The organism is Eubacteriales bacterium mix99 (assembly GCA_038396605.1).
Taxonomy (GTDB): Bacteria; Bacillota; Clostridia; order Caldicoprobacterales; family DTU083; genus UBA4874.
Genome location: CP121690.1, coordinates 2,407,585 through 2,423,675 on the forward strand (window position 1 = coordinate 2,407,585; position 16,091 = coordinate 2,423,675).

The window sequence follows — 16,091 nt, forward strand, 5'->3', positions numbered from 1 at the left end:
GTATTGAAAATTATCTTTATGGGTACCCCGGATTTTTCCATTCCTTCGGCAGATGCCGTTCAAAAGAGTGGAAATGATTTGATTGCCGTCGTTACACAGCCGGACCGACCAAAGGGCAGAGGAAAACAGGTTACCTTTTCTCCCGTCAAGAAGTGGGCGGAGGAGAGGAATATTTCCATTTATCAACCGGTCCGGATCAAGGGGGATATGGCCTTTCTGGAAAAAATCAGGCAGCTGCAGCCGGATCTGATCGTAACGGCTGCCTTTGGCCAGATTCTTCCAAAGGATTTTCTTGCCGTTCCTACGCTTGGCTGCATCAATGTCCATGCATCCCTGCTGCCGGCCTACAGGGGGGCGTCCCCCATTCAGCAGGCTCTCATCAGTGGAGCGGACCGAACCGGCATATCGGTTATGTATATGGATGCAGGGATGGACACCGGGGATATCATCCAACAGGAGGAAATCCGGATTGCAGAGGAGGACGATGCAGGGCAACTTCATGACAGACTTGCTGTCCTGGGCGGGCGCGTCCTTTCCCGGGTTCTGAAACAGTTTGCAGACGGGAAACCGGAAGGGGTTCCCCAGGATGCCGCAAAGGCGACCTACTGCAGCAAAATAGAGAAATCCATGGGCGAAATCCGCTGGGAACAAAAGGCTTCCACGGTCCGGAACCTTGTACGGGGCCTGACCCCCTGGCCGGGCGCCTATACCTTTCTCCGGGAAACCCGTTTGAAGGTATGGAAGGTCATGGAGTGGGAATACTTTACAAATAACACTGTTCCAGGTACGGTTCTCCGGGCGGACAGGAATATTGGCCTGATCGTGGCCTGCCGGGACGGTGCCCTGCGCGTTGCAGAGCTTCAGATGCCTGGCGGCCGGCCCATGTCGGATCTGGATTATCTGAGGGGCAACCGGATTGAGGTGGGCATTTGTCTGGGCAGGACAAAAAGGGGAGAGTGAATTCCATAGAAACAGCTGGTTCCGGCGGGACGCGGACACGGTATCTGGCGCTGAAAATATTGAAGGAAATCAACCAGGAGGGGAAGTATTCCAATATTGCCCTGAAAGAAGGCCTGCGCGGGCAATCCCTCCAGGAAAGGGATGTTGCTTTTGTTACCCAATTGGTGTACGGTACTCTGGAAAGGCAGATTACCATTGATACCCTTCTGAAGAAGTTCGCATCTCTCCGGCGGGTAAATCCATGGGTTCTGAATATATTGCGGCTGGGGGGATATCAGATCCTGTATCTGGACCGGGTGCCGGACTCTGCTGCCTGCAATGAGGCGGGAAAGCTCTGTGGGATGCACGGGCTGTCTGCATTGAAGGGATTTGTGAACGGCGTCCTGCGTAATGTTTCCCGAAACAGGGAACGGCTTCTGGTTCCGGAACCGGGCATTTCCCTGCCGGAAAAGCTGGCCTTTCAATATGCGTTTCCCCTATGGCTTGTTAAGAAATGGATTGCGGATTATGGCCCGGAGCAGACAGAGACGATACTGAAACCTTTCCATACAGGCGACGTGTCCGTTCGTGTCAACACAGGGAAGCTGCCCCCCACTGCGCTGAAGGAGAAATTAACACGATGGGGATTTCATGTATTGGATGGATATTACATGAAAGAGGCGCTTCGCATCAGGGATGCAGGGGATATTGGAGCAAATTCCTTTTATCAGGATGGATCCTTTGCGGTACAGGGGGAAAGCTCCGTGCTGGATGTCCGTCTTGTGGATCCGCAGCCCGGCGAGATCCTGCTGGATGCCTGCAGTTCCCCGGGGAACAAAGCCATTTATATGGCCGAACGGATGAAGGGAAAGGGACAGGTGACGGCCTGGGATATCCATGAACACCGGGTACGTTTGATACAGCAGAACTGTAAACGCATGAATGCCCGGATTGTGGTGCCTTCCGTTCAGGATGCCTCGTCTTATCAGCCGGAGTTCCGGGAAAGGTTTGATCGGGTATTGGTGGATGCCCCATGCTCCGGCCTTGGTACGATTTCCAAAAAACCGGATATTAAGCTGAGGGTCCGGCCGGAAGGATTATCCGGGCTTTCGGATCTTCAGGGAAAAATTCTGGAAGTATGCAGCCGTTACGTCAAACCAGACGGAGTCCTTGTATACAGTACCTGTACCATCAATCCTCAGGAGAATGCGGATGTGGTTTACAGGTTGCTGAAGAAAAGGCGAGACTTCGTTCTGGAGGATCCGCTGCCCTGGCTGCCGGACGCCCTTCGATCCACAGTGCGGGGCCGGATGATCCAACTGATTCCATCCCGTGATCATATGGATGGGTTTTTTATCGCCAGGTTGAGGAGGAAGAATGGAGTTGGCAAGCAATCCAAACAATAACATGTCACCGGGAAAAAGGGATATTCTGAACCTGTCTCCGGAGGAGTTGAAGGAAGAACTGACAGCCATGGGGGAGAAGCCTTTTCATGCCGGTCAGATTATCAGATGGATGTATAAGGGAACAACATCCTTTCAGGAAATGTCAGATTTGTCCGGATCGCTGCAGCGCAAGCTGGACAGCCGATTTTTCGTTGGGACGCTGCAGCAGCTGAAACGGCTGGTTTCGTCGGATCACCAGGCGATAAAATATTTGTATTTGCTTTTGGATGATAATATAATAGAATGTGTTGTGTTGAAATATCATCATGGCGTGACGCTTTGCCTGTCCACACAGGTGGGATGTGCCATGGGCTGCCGATTTTGTGCTTCCACCCGGGGCGGTCTGGTACGGAACCTGACCGCCGGTGAAATGGAAGCTCAGGTTCTTTCCGTTCAGCGTGATTTAACCGGACATGACTCCGGGAACCTTGGAGGCCTGGTTCTCATGGGGTGTGGAGAGCCACTGAATAACTATGTCAATGTACTGAAGTTTATCCGGCAGATCCATGATCCGGGGGGATTTGACATGGGATATCGGAATATCACATTATCCACCTGTGGGCTGGTTCCACAAATGCGTCGCCTGGCAGAGGAAGGTCTCAGTATCAATCTTGCGGTTTCCCTTCATGCACCCAACGACGTCCTGCGCAGGAAAGTCATGAAGGTTGCGAACGCATACACCATACAGGAGGTTGTGGATGCCGGCAGATATTATTATGAGAAAACCGGCCGGCGGGTTACCTTTGAGTATACCCTGATCAGGGGATTGAATGACAGGCCGGAGCATGCCAGGGAACTTGCTGCTCTTTTGGACGGGTTTCCCTGTCATATCAATCTGATCCCTTTAAACGAGAACGGGCAGGATGGTCTCAGGCGCAGCAGTGAAGGATCGGTTCACCGTTTTGAAATGGAGCTGGAGCATGCCGGGAAAAATGTAACCCGCAGACGGGAACTGGGATTGGATATCCAGGGTGCCTGCGGTCAGCTGAAAGCCGCTTATCTGGAAAGGAAACAGGATGGATCGGGGAGGTCGGATCATGGAATACGGAGCATACAGTCGCCAGGGAATCCGCAGGAAAACCAATGAAGACCATTACTATATTCCAGGGAACGTTTCGGAGCAGCCGGGCATCATGATTGTGGCAGACGGCATGGGAGGGCATAACGCCGGTGATCTGGCAAGCCGCATCGCCGTGGAGGAGATTTGCTCCTGCTTCAGGCGGTCCCGGACTTCGGAGGATTTGCTGGGTGTCATCCATCAATCCGTACAGAAGGCCAACAGCAGGGTGTATGCCCTGTCCGGGACGGACGCCCGTTATTCCGGAATGGGAACAACGCTGACCATGGCGGTATTTGAAAGAAACCGCTTCCTTGTGGCCAATATCGGAGACAGCAGATGCTATCTGCTGCGCAACGGGACGGCCCGTCAGATCACACGGGATCATTCCCTGGTTCAGGAGTTGCTGGACAACGGGAGCATTACCCGGGACGAGATGAACCTGCACCCGAAAAAAAATGTGATCACCCGGGCACTGGGTACGGAACAATCCCTTCGCGTGGATTGTTTTGAAGAAAATCTGAAAGATGGGGATATTGTCCTTTTGTGCACCGATGGGCTGATTAACTATGTCCATCTGGAGGACTATGTACCAAATCTACCGACGAATCTCTCCATGGCAAGGCTGACGGAGATCCTGGGGAACGAAGCCCTGTCCTCAGGCAGCACCGATGATATCACAATTGTGGCGGCAAGATACGTTCCGAATGAGGAAAAGAGGTGATGTCCCTGGTGGGTAAAATGCTGGGAGGCCGATACGAATTACTTGAAAAAATAGGGGAAGGCGGCATGGCTGTGGTGTATAAAGCCAAATGTCACCTTTTGAACCGGTATGTGGCGATTAAGATCCTACGGCCGGAGCTGGTGGAAAATGAGGAGTTTCTTGCCCGATTCCAGCGGGAGTCCCAATCAGCTGCCAGTCTCTCCCATCCCAATATCGTAAATATCTATGATGTTGGACAGGAGGACGGGATCCATTACATCGTAATGGAATATGTCAACGGGAAAACCCTGAAGGAGTATATCCGTGAAAAGGGCAGGCTGACCGCTGAAGATGCGGTCCGGATCGGTTCGCAGATTTGCTCTGCACTGCATCATGCGCACAGCCGCAATATTATTCACCGGGACATCAAGCCCCAGAATATCCTGCTGAGCGAAGACGGGACAGTGAAGGTCGCAGATTTTGGCATTGCCAGGGCTGTTACCTCTGCTACCGTTACCATGGCCGGTGCGGATGTAATCGGTTCCGTGCATTATTTTTCCCCGGAGCAGGCAAGGGGAGGTCATGTGGACAAAAAATCCGATATTTACTCTCTGGGGATTGTTCTGTATGAAATGGTAACCGGAGCGGTCCCCTTTGAGGGAGACAGTGCCGTTTCTGTTGCCCTGAAGCATATACAGGAGAAGGTAACGCCTCCGGGTGAGATGAATCCGGATATCCCCAAAAGCATTCAATTTATCATAGAAAGAGCGATCGAGAAGGACTGCAACAGACGATATGATGATGCGGATGAGATGCGCTCCGATCTGAAACGGGCATTGAAAGAGCCGGACGGCAAGTATGTAAAGCGTTTTGTGGAAGACGATCAGGCGACGCGGATTCTTCCGGCCATTCACGATCCGGGAAATCCGGAGGAAGAGCCGAAAGGGAAATCCCAGGGGGATTCTTCTCCGGAACCGGAAAAGAAGGACGCCGGGAAAAAGCACAGCCGGATTGGAAACGGGGTAATTGTTGGTGTGATACTCGTTGCCTTTCTTGTTCTGTTTTTTTTGCTGCGGGGCATCTACCTGCGGGAATTTGCCCGTAAGGATACCATGGTGCCCGGCGTGGTGGGATATGATGAGAAGGCAGCCAATAAGATGCTGAAAGGCGAAGGCCTTGTCATGAAAATTGTACAATGGAAAAACAGTGACACGGTACCAAAAGGCCAGATCCTGTTTCAGAATCCTCCGGAAGGTCAGACGGTCAAGTCGGACAGCTCTGTGGAGGTTACCGTCAGTGATGGTGTGAAAAAGGTGACGGTACCGGATGTGGTGAATTTGCCGCAGAGGAATGCGGAAATCAAACTGGAGGACTCCGGATTGAAGGTGGGAACGCCGGAATATGTGGACAGTGACAAGGTCAGTGGGTATGTGGTAAAGCAGGAGCCCTCCGCCTATACAAAAGATGTTCCGGCGGGAACGGAGGTCCGGCTTTTTGTCAGTACAGGCCCCAGGGATCATATGACAGAGGTGGGCAAGGTGGTTGGACTACAGGAAGATATGGCCCGGGAACGGCTTCGAAAAGCAGGCCTGGATTCCAATATTACAAGAGAGTACAATGACGGGGTGGAAGCTGGTGTGGTATATGAGCAGTCCCCTGATCCCGGAACCAATGTGGAAAAAGGCAGGAAGGTGGATGTGTGGGTCAGTTTGGGGGAAAAGGTTGTGAGCCATAAAAAGATGACCATTGAAATGACCGGAACCGGCGAAAAGGTTCGGGTGCAGGTAATTCGCGCCTCAGATGACAAGGTGATGTATGATGAGGAGCACAGTCCTTCGGATGGAGCGGTTCAGATTCCTCTGGAGGACAGCGGAATACAGAGTTATGCCATCTGGATTGACAATATTTATCAGGGGACACAAACTCTGGATTTTTCCAGAAAGGAAAGGGAACAGGAATGAAGTCCGGAGTGATCCTCCGGGGGATCGGCAGTTTTTATGACGTCCTTTCCAATGGAGAAGTCTTCCGCTGCAGGGCCAGGGGACGGTTTCGCAGACTGGGGATCTCTCCCATGGCGGGGGATCGGGTGCGTTTTCAGCCGGAAACGGAGATATCCGAGGGAATTATGGAGGAGATTCTTCCCCGGAGAAACGCCATGAAGCGGCCGGCGGTGGCCAATGTGGATCATCTGGCTGTCGTGCTGGCGGCAGCGGATCCCAAACCGGATCTTTTTCTGGTGGATAAGCTGCTCATTACGGCGGAACGGACGCAGATTTCACCATTGCTGATTTTCAATAAGACAGATCTGGCAGGTCCGGAGGAAGAGGATGCCTTCCGGATCGAATATGGCCGGACAGGATATCCCATCCATCGTATTTCCGGAAAATCCGATATTGGCATAAAGGAGCTGAGCCAGACCCTGCAGGGGATAACGGTTCTGGCCGGGCAGTCCGGTGTCGGAAAATCCTCTATTATCAACAAGCTTCGTCCGGATGCCTATCTGGAGACCGGTGCACTCAGCGAGAAGATCAGGAGGGGAAAAAATACGACCCGTCTGGTGGAATTGATTTCTTTGCCTGGTGGCGGCATGATTGCGGATACACCGGGTTTCAGCCGGATGGATCTTCTGGAATTGGATCCGGCGCAGCTGGCAGGGTACTATCCGGAATTCCGTGCCTGTCAGGCGGAATGCCGGTTTCAGGGATGCCTGCATGTGGCAGAACCGGGATGTGCGATTCGTCGTGGTGTGGAGGAGGGCAAAATTCCTTCGCAGCGGTATGATCGGTATCGGAAATTGATCAAAGCAATCAGGGAAAACAGGAGGGACGCATGGTGATCAAAATTGCACCATCTATTTTGGCTGCAGATTTTTCAAGGCTGGGAGAAGAAGTTGCAATGCTGGATAAGGGGGGAGCGGACTTTATCCATATTGATGTTATGGACGGGCATTATGTGCCGAATCTGTCCATAGGGCCAATGGTGGTGAAAGCCATCCGCAGGACGACCGAAGTTCCTTTCGATGTTCATCTGATGATGGACAATCCAATGGAATTTGTGGATGAATTTATCCGTGCAGGGGCAGATAGCATCACACTTCATGCGGAAGTATTGCCTCATCTGCATCGCTGCATCGCCTGTCTGAAGGAAAAGGGAGTCCGGGCTGCTGTTGCGTTGAATCCCTCCACACCGCTGAATGTATTGGATTATGTGCTGGAAGATCTTGATATGGTTCTTCTTATGACAGTGAATCCGGGTTTCGGGGGACAGACATTTATTCCTGCCATGCTGGATAAAATTCGGGATCTGAAGGATATGACGGAAAGGCGGGGAAGAAATACGGAGATTCAGGTAGACGGCGGAATCACCCTGGGCAATGTCGGCAGGGCAGTAAAGGCTGGGGCGAACTGTATTGTGGCAGGATCGCTGGTTTTCTCGGCGGCAGATCCGACATCCATGATACAAAAAATAAGAGAAGCGGGAGAAGCCTCTTTTTCGTAAATTGACACAAGCTCTTCCATGGGAGTCACGTTTTTTCACAGCCCGGAATAGAATGTAGTAAATTCCCGGATTTTTGACCGGTTTGCCTTGGAGGGGTGTTATTATGTATAATGGGATGAACTGTCGGAAGCATCCCAGACCGCCCAAAAAAACCAACGTTCTTTCCATTGTGCTGATTGTCATCGGCACTTTGCTGGTATTTTTTTATACGCCGCCATGGGTATGGTGCTTTTCGCTTGGCCTGGGCCTTATAGTGGCCGGCATATTTACCCTGAAAAAATGGAGATAAGACCAAAAAAACGTGCCGGACAGCACGTTTTCAATGGCTCACTTTGAGAGAGCATTCACTTTACCGGAACGAATGCAACGGGTACAGACATTCAGCGTTACATGAGATCCGTTTACTTCTGCACGGACTTTTTTCAGATTCGGCGTCCAGGTCCGGTTTCCACGCCTGTGAGAGTGGCTCACGGTGTTTCCGGATAACTTCCCTTTTTTGCAGATATCACAAACCTTTGCCATGATTTCCACCTCCTTTTAAACGGAAAAAACCATATTGTCTTCTTCCTGCCATCGAAGGACTCCATGATACAACCATGGGTGTTTTCAACAACTCATAAAACATGTATTATTTTAACACCTTGCAATCGTTTTGGCAAGAAAAACAAAAACATTGCCGGGTTCATGGTTCGTTGTTGCATTTCCCCTGTGTTTGAGATAAAATAAACGGGTATAATGACGTTAAGAATGTATCATTCTGCAAATGATGCTCACAACAGGATCCATCCGAATCAGAGCGAATGTGAAGGAGGAAGGAAAATGGGAGTTGTAAAATCGAATTCTCTGGGTGAACTTATCATACCGGACGACGTATTGGCCGTTCTGGCAGGCATTTCGGCCATCGAGTGCTATGGTATCGTTGGAATGGCTTCCCAGAAAGCAACGGACGGGCTGGTGGAGCTTTTGGGAAATGAAAACCTGTCACGCGGTGTAAAGGTTGTCAGTCAGGGCAATGAAGTGAGTATTGATCTTCATATTATCGTTGAATATGGTATCTCAATTGCCACTGTCGCCAAAAACATCATTGAAACAGTCAAATATAAAGTGGAAAATCTAACAGGTGTTACAGTGAAAAAAGTTAATATAGTGGTAGAAGGCGTGAGGGTATGAGGCTTTCCCTTTTTATGCCTGAAGGAGGTTACTCATTTTGAATCAGGATATTCTGGATGGAGCAAAGCTGAAGCTCATGCTTTTATCGGCTGCCCAGTTTATGGAAGATAATAAAGAATCAGTGAATTCGTTGAATGTTTTCCCGGTACCGGATGGAGATACCGGTACCAATATGTCTCTGACCATGTTATCTGCTGCAAGGGAGATTCAGGCAGCTTCATCCGGGGATCTATCCCGGGTCGCAGATGCCTTGTCCCGCGGCTCCCTGAAAGGTGCAAGGGGAAACTCCGGAGTGATTCTTTCCCAATTATTCCGTGGATTTGCCAAATCCATGCAGGGGAAGGAAGAGATTACGACAGCGGAATTTGCGGATGCCCTGGAGTCCGGTGTAAATATGGCCTATAAGGCAGTGATGAAGCCGGTGGAGGGTACCATCCTCACCGTTGCCCGTGAAACGGCGAAGGAAGCAAAAAAGATTGCCGGACAGATCCATGATTTTGAAGTGTTTTTTGACCGAATTATCGATACGGCAAAGGAAACCCTGGATCGCACCCCGGACATGCTTCCGACTTTAAAACAAGCCGGTGTGGTGGATTCCGGCGGTATGGGTCTGGTTTACATTCTGATGGGACAGTTTCATGCTCTGGAGGGCGATTTTGATCCGGAGGTTTCCTATGGGCTCCCGGATTCCAAAATTTCCACGGGCGGGGGAGAGCCGGTTCCCGCTTCGGCAGGGGATGCGGCTTCCGGCCCGGCAGGCGTCCCGGAAGGATCCATTCAATATATTTACTGCACGGAATTTTTTATCAAGCATCTATATCCGTATATCCGTGAAGAAGACATTGAAAAGCTGAAGAGGAGACTGGAACGATTGGGGGATTCCATCGTTGTTGTAGGGGACAGGGATATGATCAAGATCCACTTTCATACGAATATGCCTGGAAAAGGCCTACAATTGGGATTGCAATTCGGTGAGCTTTCCGGTATCAAGATTGATAATATGAAGGAACAGCATCATCATGTGATCGACATGGGAACTGCAGCGCAGCTGCCGGAGAAAGAAAAGGAACCCGGGGAGCCGGAGAAGGATACCGGTATGGTATCCGTTTCCATGGGGAAAGGGATTAGAAATATTTTCCAGGATTTAAATGCGGATTATATTATTGAGGGCGGACAGACCATGAATCCCAGTACGGAAGATATTCTGGATGCCGTGAATCAGGTGAATGCAAAGGAAATTTTCATACTGCCCAACAATGGAAACATTGTCTTGTCAGCCAACCAGGCGGCGGAAATCAGCGAGAAAAAGATCCATGTTGTTCCGTCCCGGACGATTCCGCAGGGAATGGCTGCCATGATTGCCTATAATTCCGAAGCAGATGCCGAATCCAACCTGGCTGCCATGACCAGGGCGATGAGTCAGGTGAAAACCGGCCTTGTGACTTATGCAGTGCGGGATTCCCATGTGGATGGACTTGCGATTCAAAAGGAAGATATCATGGGTATGATGGAAGGCAGAATATCCGTTGTAGGGAAAGATATCGCGGATGTCACCAGGCGGCTGCTGGATGCCATGCTGCAGCAGGAGGATGGCGAAATCGCCACCATACTGTATGGCAGCGATGCCAGGGAGGAGGATACGGAAAGCATTGGTTCCTACCTGAGTGAGAATTACCCGGATCTGGAGGTCGAGGTTCTTTCCGGGGGACAGCCGTTGTATTACTATATCGTTTCCGTGGAATAAAAGTGAAAGAGCAAGCAGGAAAAAATGGCCTGTCGGACAGCATTCAGACAATCAGGGGAATTGGTCCCAAAAAAGCAGATTTATGCAGGAAGCTGGGGATCGAAACCCTGTTGGATGCTGTGGGATATGTTCCAGGGGAATATGAGCTCCGAAGAGCCGTACAGCCCGTATCCTCCGTTTCGGACGGAAAGGATGTTTCGCTGTGTCTGGAATTCATTTCTCCTCCGCGTGTAAACCGGATCAGAAAAGGGTTCAGCATGACTTCCATGAAAGGCAGGGATTCGACCGGCACCGTGGAATGCATATGGTTCAACCAGCCTTATCGCGGTAGGAACTGTAAGCACAATCATCATTATTTTGTAATGGGCAAGGCAGCTAAAGGGCCGTCCGGTATGCAGATTCAAAATCCATTCGTGGAAAACTATGAAGAAAAGCATCATAGCCGGGAACAATATCTTCCGCTGTATCGCCTGACTGACGGATTGACCCAGAAGGATCTGCGTCATATTGTTTCCGAGGCTTTGAAACGATTGCCGGATGGGCAGGGAGATCCGGACAGGGTGGATGTCCGTCTGTCTGAAAAATATGGATTTCCCGGACGGGCAGAAGCCTGGCGCAGCATTCATTTTCCGGAGAGCCGGGACCGGCAGGAAAAGGCACGGCAGAGGCTGGCCTTTGAGGAGTTTTTGTCCTTGCTGACGGCACTGGCATTTATCCGGAAACATACCGGGAGCAACAAGGGAGGAATCCCGATTCCTGTTTCACAGGGGAAACTGAACGCCTTTCTGAATCGTCTGCCCTTTCGCCTGACCGATTCCCAGACAAGGGTATTGCACGAAGTCCTGAAGGATTTGTCCGGTGGAAATAGCATGAATCGACTCATACAGGGAGATGTGGGATCCGGGAAAACCGTCATTGCTGCAGCTGCGTTATTTGTGGTTGCGTCCGCCGGATACCAGGGAGCCCTGATGGCTCCGACGGAAATCCTGGCCAGGCAGCATCTGGCAACATTGAACCGGATGATGGAAGGCAGCGGGATACGCCTGGAATGCCTGACAGGCAGCAGGACGGAGTCTCAGAAAAAGCAGGTGAAGAAAGCCCTTGCGGATGGAGAAATTGATATCCTGATCGGGACACATTCCTTGATCCGGGAGGATGTTGCCTTTCGCAACCTGGGACTGGTCATTACAGATGAACAGCATCGTTTCGGGGTGCGGCAGCGGGCTATGCTTCAGGAGAAGGGAACCGTTCCCCATGTTCTGGTTTTGTCCGCGACTCCCATACCAAGGACTCTGGTACATGTTCTTTACGGGGATCTGGATCTTTCCGTCATTGATTCCCTTCCTCCCGGCAGAATTCCAATTCGTACGTATTGTGTCCCGATGTTCTATCGCGAGCGAATTTACCGGTTTGTCCGGAAATATGCAAAAGATGGCTGCCAGTCCTACGTGGTTTGCCCTTTGGTGGAGGAATCCAAAGCAAAGCCGGATATCCATTCCGTGGAAGAAGTCTATGAAGAACTGTCCCACGGACTCTTGTCCGGAATCCGTATGGGCCTGCTTCATGGCAGAATGAAGCCACAGGATAAGAATCAGGTCATGGAGGACTTTGCGGCCGGCAGAGTGCAGGTGTTGGTTTCCACCACAGTAATTGAGGTTGGTGTGGATGTACCCAATGCCAGGATCATGGTCATTGAAAATGCGGATCATTTTGGCCTGGCACAGCTTCATCAGCTGCGTGGCAGGGTGGGACGGGGGAATCAGCCGTCTTTCTGCATTCTGATTTCAGATCAAAAGGAAGAACGGGCCATTGCACGTATGAGAACCCTGGTGCACTCCACGGATGGATTTGAAATTGCGGAGAAGGATCTGGAACTGAGAGGGCCGGGGGACCTGTATGGATTACGGCAGCATGGCATACCGGATTTCAGGATAGCCGACCCGCTGAAGGATTCTGCGCTTTTGCAGCTGGCCGGCAAAGAGGCGGATAGAATGGTACATCATCCGGAAGGTTCCTGGGACCGTGCCTATGTAAAAGCATCCGTAGATCAATTCATGCGGGAGTCCGGGGAAATCGTTTCGGCATGACATTACAGGTATAGAGCAATTCTCCTGTCTTAGAAGAAAATACCTGTTGCCATCCTGGTTAAAAACGGGCGGACTGGACAAAGTAATAGTACCCTATCAATCAGGAGGTGAGGATTCATGGCGCAGACCAACAACCGTCAGATGATCCCGGAGGCAAAAAATGCTTTGAACAACATGAAATATGAAGTGGCCGGACAGCTGGGTGTGAATCTGAAGGAAGGATATAATGGTGATCTGACTTCAAAGGAAAACGGATATGTCGGCGGATATATGGTAAAGAGAATGATTGAGCAGGCAGAGAAACAGATGAGCGGAAGATAAAAGGGACCGGAAGTTATTTGAACAAATAACGAAGGGAACGGATGGTATCCGTTCCTTTTTGCTGTTCCCGCCTTTTCGGAGAGGATGTCCGCCCTCTCCGAAAGCCATTGGTTTTTCCGGATCATTTTCTGTCAATTTTCCTTTGAAGGAAAACACTGGTGACGTTGTTTCATCACCAGTGTTGGAGAGGAGAAATTGAAGGAAGAGCTCTATGGGGAATATTGAGATTTGCTCTCAATACTCCTATTATTAACCGTCAGGAATAAATTATGCATGTTTCCTTCTTGTCCACTATTTGGGATTATGTTAAAATAAAATCACCGACGAGAAAATTCAGGGAATGGGAAGGATCGTGGATCATGCTTCGAATTATAGCAGGAGAGTGCAAAGGCAGGATTTTGAAGACTGTCCCCGGAAGGAGCACCCGGCCTACCACCGATCGGGTAAAGGAATCGGTATTCAATATTCTTCAGCCCAGATTGTATGGAGCTTCAATATTGGATCTTTTTTCCGGTACCGGAAATTTAGGACTGGAGGCGATGAGCCGGGGGAGTCGAAATGCGGTTTTTGTGGAGAGGGCTCCTGCTGCGTTGGCGGTTCTCCGTGAGAACTGTCAGGCACTGCATTATACCGATGCTGTGGAGATTCTCGCACAGGATGTCCAAAGGGCGATTTCCCTGCTTTCCGCAAGGCGGGGAGTGTTTGATATTGTTTTTATGGATCCTCCCTATGACAGCGATCTGGAGGCCGTGACGATTGCCGCATTGGATGTTTCCCATCTGGTGGCAGACGGCGGAAAGATCGTTGTGGAGCACTTGCTTCAGGATGAACAGGAGGACAATATCGGCGGTTTTATCCGATATGATATGCGTAAATATGGGAACACCGCCGTCAGCTTTTATGGAAAGGAAACAGCACAGAAATGAAAACAGCAGTATATCCCGGTAGTTTTGATCCCATTACCAACGGACATCTGAACATCATTCAAAGGGCTTCCCGGATGGTTGACCGTCTCATTGTTGCAGTGGTAAAGAATCAGAGCAAGGACCCATTGTTTACAGCAAAAGAGCGTATGGAGCTGATCCGGAAATCGGTCCGTGAGATTCCCAATGTGGAAGTGGCACATTTTGATGGCCTGTTGGTTCGTTTTGTTGCAGACAGAAAGGCCGATTTCATTATCAAGGGCCTGAGGTCAAACGCCGATTTTGAATATGAATTGCTGATGGCATCGGTGAACCACAGCCTTCTGCCGGATGTGGAGACTCTGTTTCTAATGACCAATCCGAAATATGCTTATTTAAGTTCCGCTGTGGTCAGGGAGGTCGCAGGTCTTGGAGGCGATATCCGGGATTTTGTACCGGATGTAGTAAGGAAGGACATATTGGACAAGTTCAGGGAATAGGGGTGGAGAACATGGATATTTTCGGTCTTTTGGACGTTCTGGAGGATGAACTGCAAAAGGGAGCGAATCTTCCGTTTGCTTCCAGGGCACTGATTGACAGGGACAAGTGTCTGGAAACGATAAAGGAAATCCGGCTCAGTCTTCCGGAAGAAATGAAACAGGCAGAGTGGGTCAAGAAAGAACGTCAGCGGATTCTGGTGGAGGCGCAGAAGGAAGCGGATACCATCTCCACGGAGGCGGAGCAGCGGATCAAGTCATTGGTGGATGACAATGAAATTACCCAGAGCGCCTATCAGCAGGCAAGGGAGATTACAGAAAATGCTCAGAACAGTGCCAAGGAAATCCGCCTGGGGGCAAAGGAATATGCAGATAACCTTCTGGAGAATGTGGATGGATATTTGTCAGAGCAGCTGCAGATCCTGCGCGGCAACCGCCAGGAACTGAACGTCAAAAAGCGGTGATCAGTGTCTGCCCGACCGGGCTTTTTCCGATTTTTCGAAAAGACAGCACAGGACGGCAAGCAGGGCGATGCAGAGGATACCTGCAACAAGCAGATGCAGGGACGAAAGAAGGATCTCCTTCCACCCCGGGGAAAAGGCTCCCGGGAAAGGGCGAAATACTTCCGATGCTGCGGGATAAAGCAACCGGGTCAACGGAATGGACAGCAGGGCAGCCAGGATCCCATGAAGGAATTTGCACAGGGCATACAGGCTGAATCGCACCCCGGTTCCGGACAGGAGGCTGGCAGTCTGCGCATGGATAGACAGTCCGCTCCATCCAACCAGAAAGGAGACGGCTGCAATTTTCTGCTGCAGGGAAACAGAAGTCATGCTGACCAGTTTTCCGCCGGTGGTTACCTCAAGCATTCCACCGATGATGGACTTTACCAGGGAATGGCCGATATGGAATGGCTTAAGAGGAATGGACACGACAGTGGCAATCGCATCGATTACTTTGATTCTCATCAGCAGATCGATGACTACGGAAAAAAACACTATAAAGCCTCCCACCATCAGCAGGACGTTGACGGAGTTCCGGACAGCGTCACCAAGGAGCTCTCCGATGGGTCTGCCGTCCCGTTCCCTTGCATCGCTGAGAGCCGACAGGGCTTTGGAAAGACGAACAGAGGATTTTTGCCTCTTTTCGCCTTTGGTATGATAAAAGCGGAATGCCAGGCCAATCAGGATGGCTGCACTGAAATGGCTGAGCAGGAGAATTGTTCCGCTTTCCGGACTGTTCAGCATACCGACGGCCACAGCCCCCACCAGGAACAGTGGGCCGGAAGTGGAGCAGAAGCTCAGGATTCGCTGTGCTTCGTCCACGGTGATTTTTTTCTGCTTCCGAAACAGGGAAACCAGCCGAGCCCCTGTTGGATATCCGGAGGTGATACTCATGATCCAGATAAAGGAACTGCAACCGGGACAACGGAAGAGCGGCCCCATAACCGGATCCAGGAGAACAGACAAAAAATCCACCACCCCCAGTCCTGCCATGATTTCCGATGCAATAAAAAAGGGAAGAAGGGCCGGAAATACTGAATGCAGGAAAACATCCAGCCCGGACAGGGCGGCTTTGTAAGCTTCTTTTGGGAATGCCAGAATGGATATCAAGAGGAGAAGGGCAGTCAGACCGGGAAGAGCAGCATGCCAGGTCCTGGATTTCTGATGATTCATATAAAGCCTCCTGAAGATGATCAGATTACTGTTTTCAATCCGTAAGTTTATC

General features: G+C 50.7%; 17 protein-coding genes. 15 read left to right on the top strand and 2 right to left on the bottom strand.

Features of this window, described 5'->3' with window-relative positions; translation table 11 throughout:
- Nucleotides 1-3 precede the first annotated feature (3 nt).
- The 8 genes from fmt (at nt 4) to QBE55_10615 (ending at nt 7,931) form a co-directional block, all read left to right on the top strand.
- Nucleotides 4-960, top strand: a complete 957-nt coding sequence (fmt, locus tag QBE55_10580) for a methionyl-tRNA formyltransferase (GenBank protein WZL77975.1) — start codon at nt 4-6, stop codon at nt 958-960.
- The gene (gene rsmB / locus QBE55_10585; GenBank protein WZL77976.1) at nt 957-2,345 is read left to right on the top strand and encodes a 16S rRNA (cytosine(967)-C(5))-methyltransferase RsmB; all 1,389 of its coding nucleotides are present in this window, start codon (nt 957-959) and stop codon (nt 2,343-2,345) included. The genes fmt and rsmB overlap by 4 nt, the downstream gene beginning before the upstream one ends.
- Nucleotides 2,317-3,471: a 23S rRNA (adenine(2503)-C(2))-methyltransferase RlmN gene (gene rlmN, locus QBE55_10590; protein ID WZL77977.1), complete on the top strand. Its 1,155-nt coding sequence runs from the start codon at nt 2,317-2,319 to the stop codon at nt 3,469-3,471. The genes rsmB and rlmN overlap by 29 nt, the downstream gene beginning before the upstream one ends.
- Nucleotides 3,422-4,165: a Stp1/IreP family PP2C-type Ser/Thr phosphatase gene (locus QBE55_10595; protein ID WZL77978.1), complete on the top strand. Its 744-nt coding sequence runs from the start codon at nt 3,422-3,424 to the stop codon at nt 4,163-4,165. Before rlmN ends, QBE55_10595 begins: the two co-directional genes overlap by 50 nt.
- Entirely contained in the window at nt 4,165-6,105 is a 1,941-nt protein-coding gene (gene pknB / locus QBE55_10600) for a Stk1 family PASTA domain-containing Ser/Thr kinase (GenBank protein ID WZL77979.1), read from the top strand. Before QBE55_10595 ends, pknB begins: the two co-directional genes overlap by 1 nt.
- Complete coding sequence (gene rsgA, locus QBE55_10605; protein WZL77980.1) at nt 6,102-6,980, top strand: ribosome small subunit-dependent GTPase A; 879 nt, start codon at nt 6,102-6,104, stop codon at nt 6,978-6,980. Before pknB ends, rsgA begins: the two co-directional genes overlap by 4 nt.
- Nucleotides 6,974-7,642, top strand: a complete 669-nt coding sequence (rpe, locus tag QBE55_10610; GenBank protein ID WZL77981.1) for a ribulose-phosphate 3-epimerase — start codon at nt 6,974-6,976, stop codon at nt 7,640-7,642. Before rsgA ends, rpe begins: the two co-directional genes overlap by 7 nt.
- Nucleotides 7,643-7,745: 103 nt before the next feature.
- Nucleotides 7,746-7,931 carry a hypothetical protein gene (locus tag QBE55_10615; protein ID WZL77982.1) on the top strand — a complete coding sequence of 62 codons (186 nt, stop codon included), beginning with the start codon at nt 7,746-7,748 and terminating at the stop codon, nt 7,929-7,931.
- A gap of 38 nt (nt 7,932-7,969) precedes the next feature.
- On the opposite strand, the gene rpmB is transcribed toward QBE55_10615, so the two are convergent.
- The gene (rpmB, locus tag QBE55_10620) at nt 7,970-8,164 is read right to left on the bottom strand and encodes a 50S ribosomal protein L28 (protein ID WZL77983.1); all 195 of its coding nucleotides are present in this window, start codon (nt 8,162-8,164) and stop codon (nt 7,970-7,972) included.
- Nucleotides 8,165-8,461: 297 nt separating this feature from the next.
- Between rpmB and QBE55_10625 the strand changes: the two genes are divergently transcribed.
- From QBE55_10625 to QBE55_10655, 7 genes are all read left to right on the top strand, one after another.
- Nucleotides 8,462-8,812 carry an Asp23/Gls24 family envelope stress response protein gene (locus QBE55_10625; protein ID WZL77984.1) on the top strand — a complete coding sequence of 117 codons (351 nt, stop codon included), beginning with the start codon at nt 8,462-8,464 and terminating at the stop codon, nt 8,810-8,812.
- 76 nt (nt 8,813-8,888) lie between these two features.
- Complete coding sequence (locus tag QBE55_10630) at nt 8,889-10,556, top strand: DAK2 domain-containing protein (protein ID WZL79925.1); 1,668 nt, start codon at nt 8,889-8,891, stop codon at nt 10,554-10,556.
- A gap of 2 nt (nt 10,557-10,558) precedes the next feature.
- Entirely contained in the window at nt 10,559-12,643 is a 2,085-nt protein-coding gene (recG, locus tag QBE55_10635; GenBank protein ID WZL77985.1) for an ATP-dependent DNA helicase RecG, read from the top strand.
- Nucleotides 12,644-12,760: 117 nt separating this feature from the next.
- The gene (locus tag QBE55_10640; GenBank protein WZL77986.1) at nt 12,761-12,964 is read left to right on the top strand and encodes an alpha/beta-type small acid-soluble spore protein; all 204 of its coding nucleotides are present in this window, start codon (nt 12,761-12,763) and stop codon (nt 12,962-12,964) included.
- A 359-nt stretch (nt 12,965-13,323) separates the two neighbouring features.
- Nucleotides 13,324-13,890 carry a 16S rRNA (guanine(966)-N(2))-methyltransferase RsmD gene (rsmD, locus tag QBE55_10645; GenBank protein ID WZL77987.1) on the top strand — a complete coding sequence of 189 codons (567 nt, stop codon included), beginning with the start codon at nt 13,324-13,326 and terminating at the stop codon, nt 13,888-13,890.
- Nucleotides 13,887-14,366, top strand: coding sequence for a pantetheine-phosphate adenylyltransferase (gene coaD / locus QBE55_10650; protein WZL77988.1), 480 nt, complete (start codon nt 13,887-13,889; stop codon nt 14,364-14,366). Before rsmD ends, coaD begins: the two co-directional genes overlap by 4 nt.
- An 11-nt stretch (nt 14,367-14,377) precedes the next feature.
- Complete coding sequence (locus tag QBE55_10655) at nt 14,378-14,827, top strand: ATPase (GenBank protein ID WZL77989.1); 450 nt, start codon at nt 14,378-14,380, stop codon at nt 14,825-14,827.
- Here the strand turns inward: QBE55_10655 and ylbJ are convergent, their stop codons facing one another.
- Nucleotides 14,828-16,039 (bottom strand): sporulation integral membrane protein YlbJ, encoded by a 1,212-nt coding sequence (ylbJ, locus tag QBE55_10660; protein WZL77990.1) that lies wholly within the window; start codon nt 16,037-16,039, stop codon nt 14,828-14,830. It lies immediately after the preceding gene.
- Nucleotides 16,040-16,091: the final 52 nt, after the last annotated feature.

Excerpts from the sequence above, each read along its gene's own strand:
- rpmB (WZL77983.1), bottom strand. The coding sequence starts at position 8,164 with ATGGCAAAGGTTTGTGATATCTGCAAAAAAGGGAAGTTATCCGGAAAC.
- pknB (WZL77979.1), top strand. The coding sequence starts at position 4,165 with ATGTCCCTGGTGGGTAAAATGCTGGGAGGCCGATACGAATTACTTGAA.
- coaD (WZL77988.1), top strand. The coding sequence starts at position 13,887 with ATGAAAACAGCAGTATATCCCGGTAGTTTTGATCCCATTACCAACGGA.
- QBE55_10595 (WZL77978.1), top strand. The coding sequence starts at position 3,422 with ATGGAATACGGAGCATACAGTCGCCAGGGAATCCGCAGGAAAACCAAT.
- rlmN (WZL77977.1), top strand. The coding sequence starts at position 2,317 with ATGGAGTTGGCAAGCAATCCAAACAATAACATGTCACCGGGAAAAAGG.
- QBE55_10655 (WZL77989.1), top strand. The coding sequence starts at position 14,378 with ATGGATATTTTCGGTCTTTTGGACGTTCTGGAGGATGAACTGCAAAAG.
- rsmD (WZL77987.1), top strand. The coding sequence starts at position 13,324 with ATGCTTCGAATTATAGCAGGAGAGTGCAAAGGCAGGATTTTGAAGACT.
- QBE55_10630 (WZL79925.1), top strand. The coding sequence starts at position 8,889 with ATGCTTTTATCGGCTGCCCAGTTTATGGAAGATAATAAAGAATCAGTG.
- rsgA (WZL77980.1), top strand. The coding sequence starts at position 6,102 with ATGAAGTCCGGAGTGATCCTCCGGGGGATCGGCAGTTTTTATGACGTC.
- QBE55_10625 (WZL77984.1), top strand. The coding sequence starts at position 8,462 with ATGGGAGTTGTAAAATCGAATTCTCTGGGTGAACTTATCATACCGGAC.
- rpe (WZL77981.1), top strand. The coding sequence starts at position 6,974 with ATGGTGATCAAAATTGCACCATCTATTTTGGCTGCAGATTTTTCAAGG.
- ylbJ (WZL77990.1), bottom strand. The coding sequence starts at position 16,039 with ATGAATCATCAGAAATCCAGGACCTGGCATGCTGCTCTTCCCGGTCTG.
- QBE55_10640 (WZL77986.1), top strand. The coding sequence starts at position 12,761 with ATGGCGCAGACCAACAACCGTCAGATGATCCCGGAGGCAAAAAATGCT.
- QBE55_10615 (WZL77982.1), top strand. The coding sequence starts at position 7,746 with ATGTATAATGGGATGAACTGTCGGAAGCATCCCAGACCGCCCAAAAAA.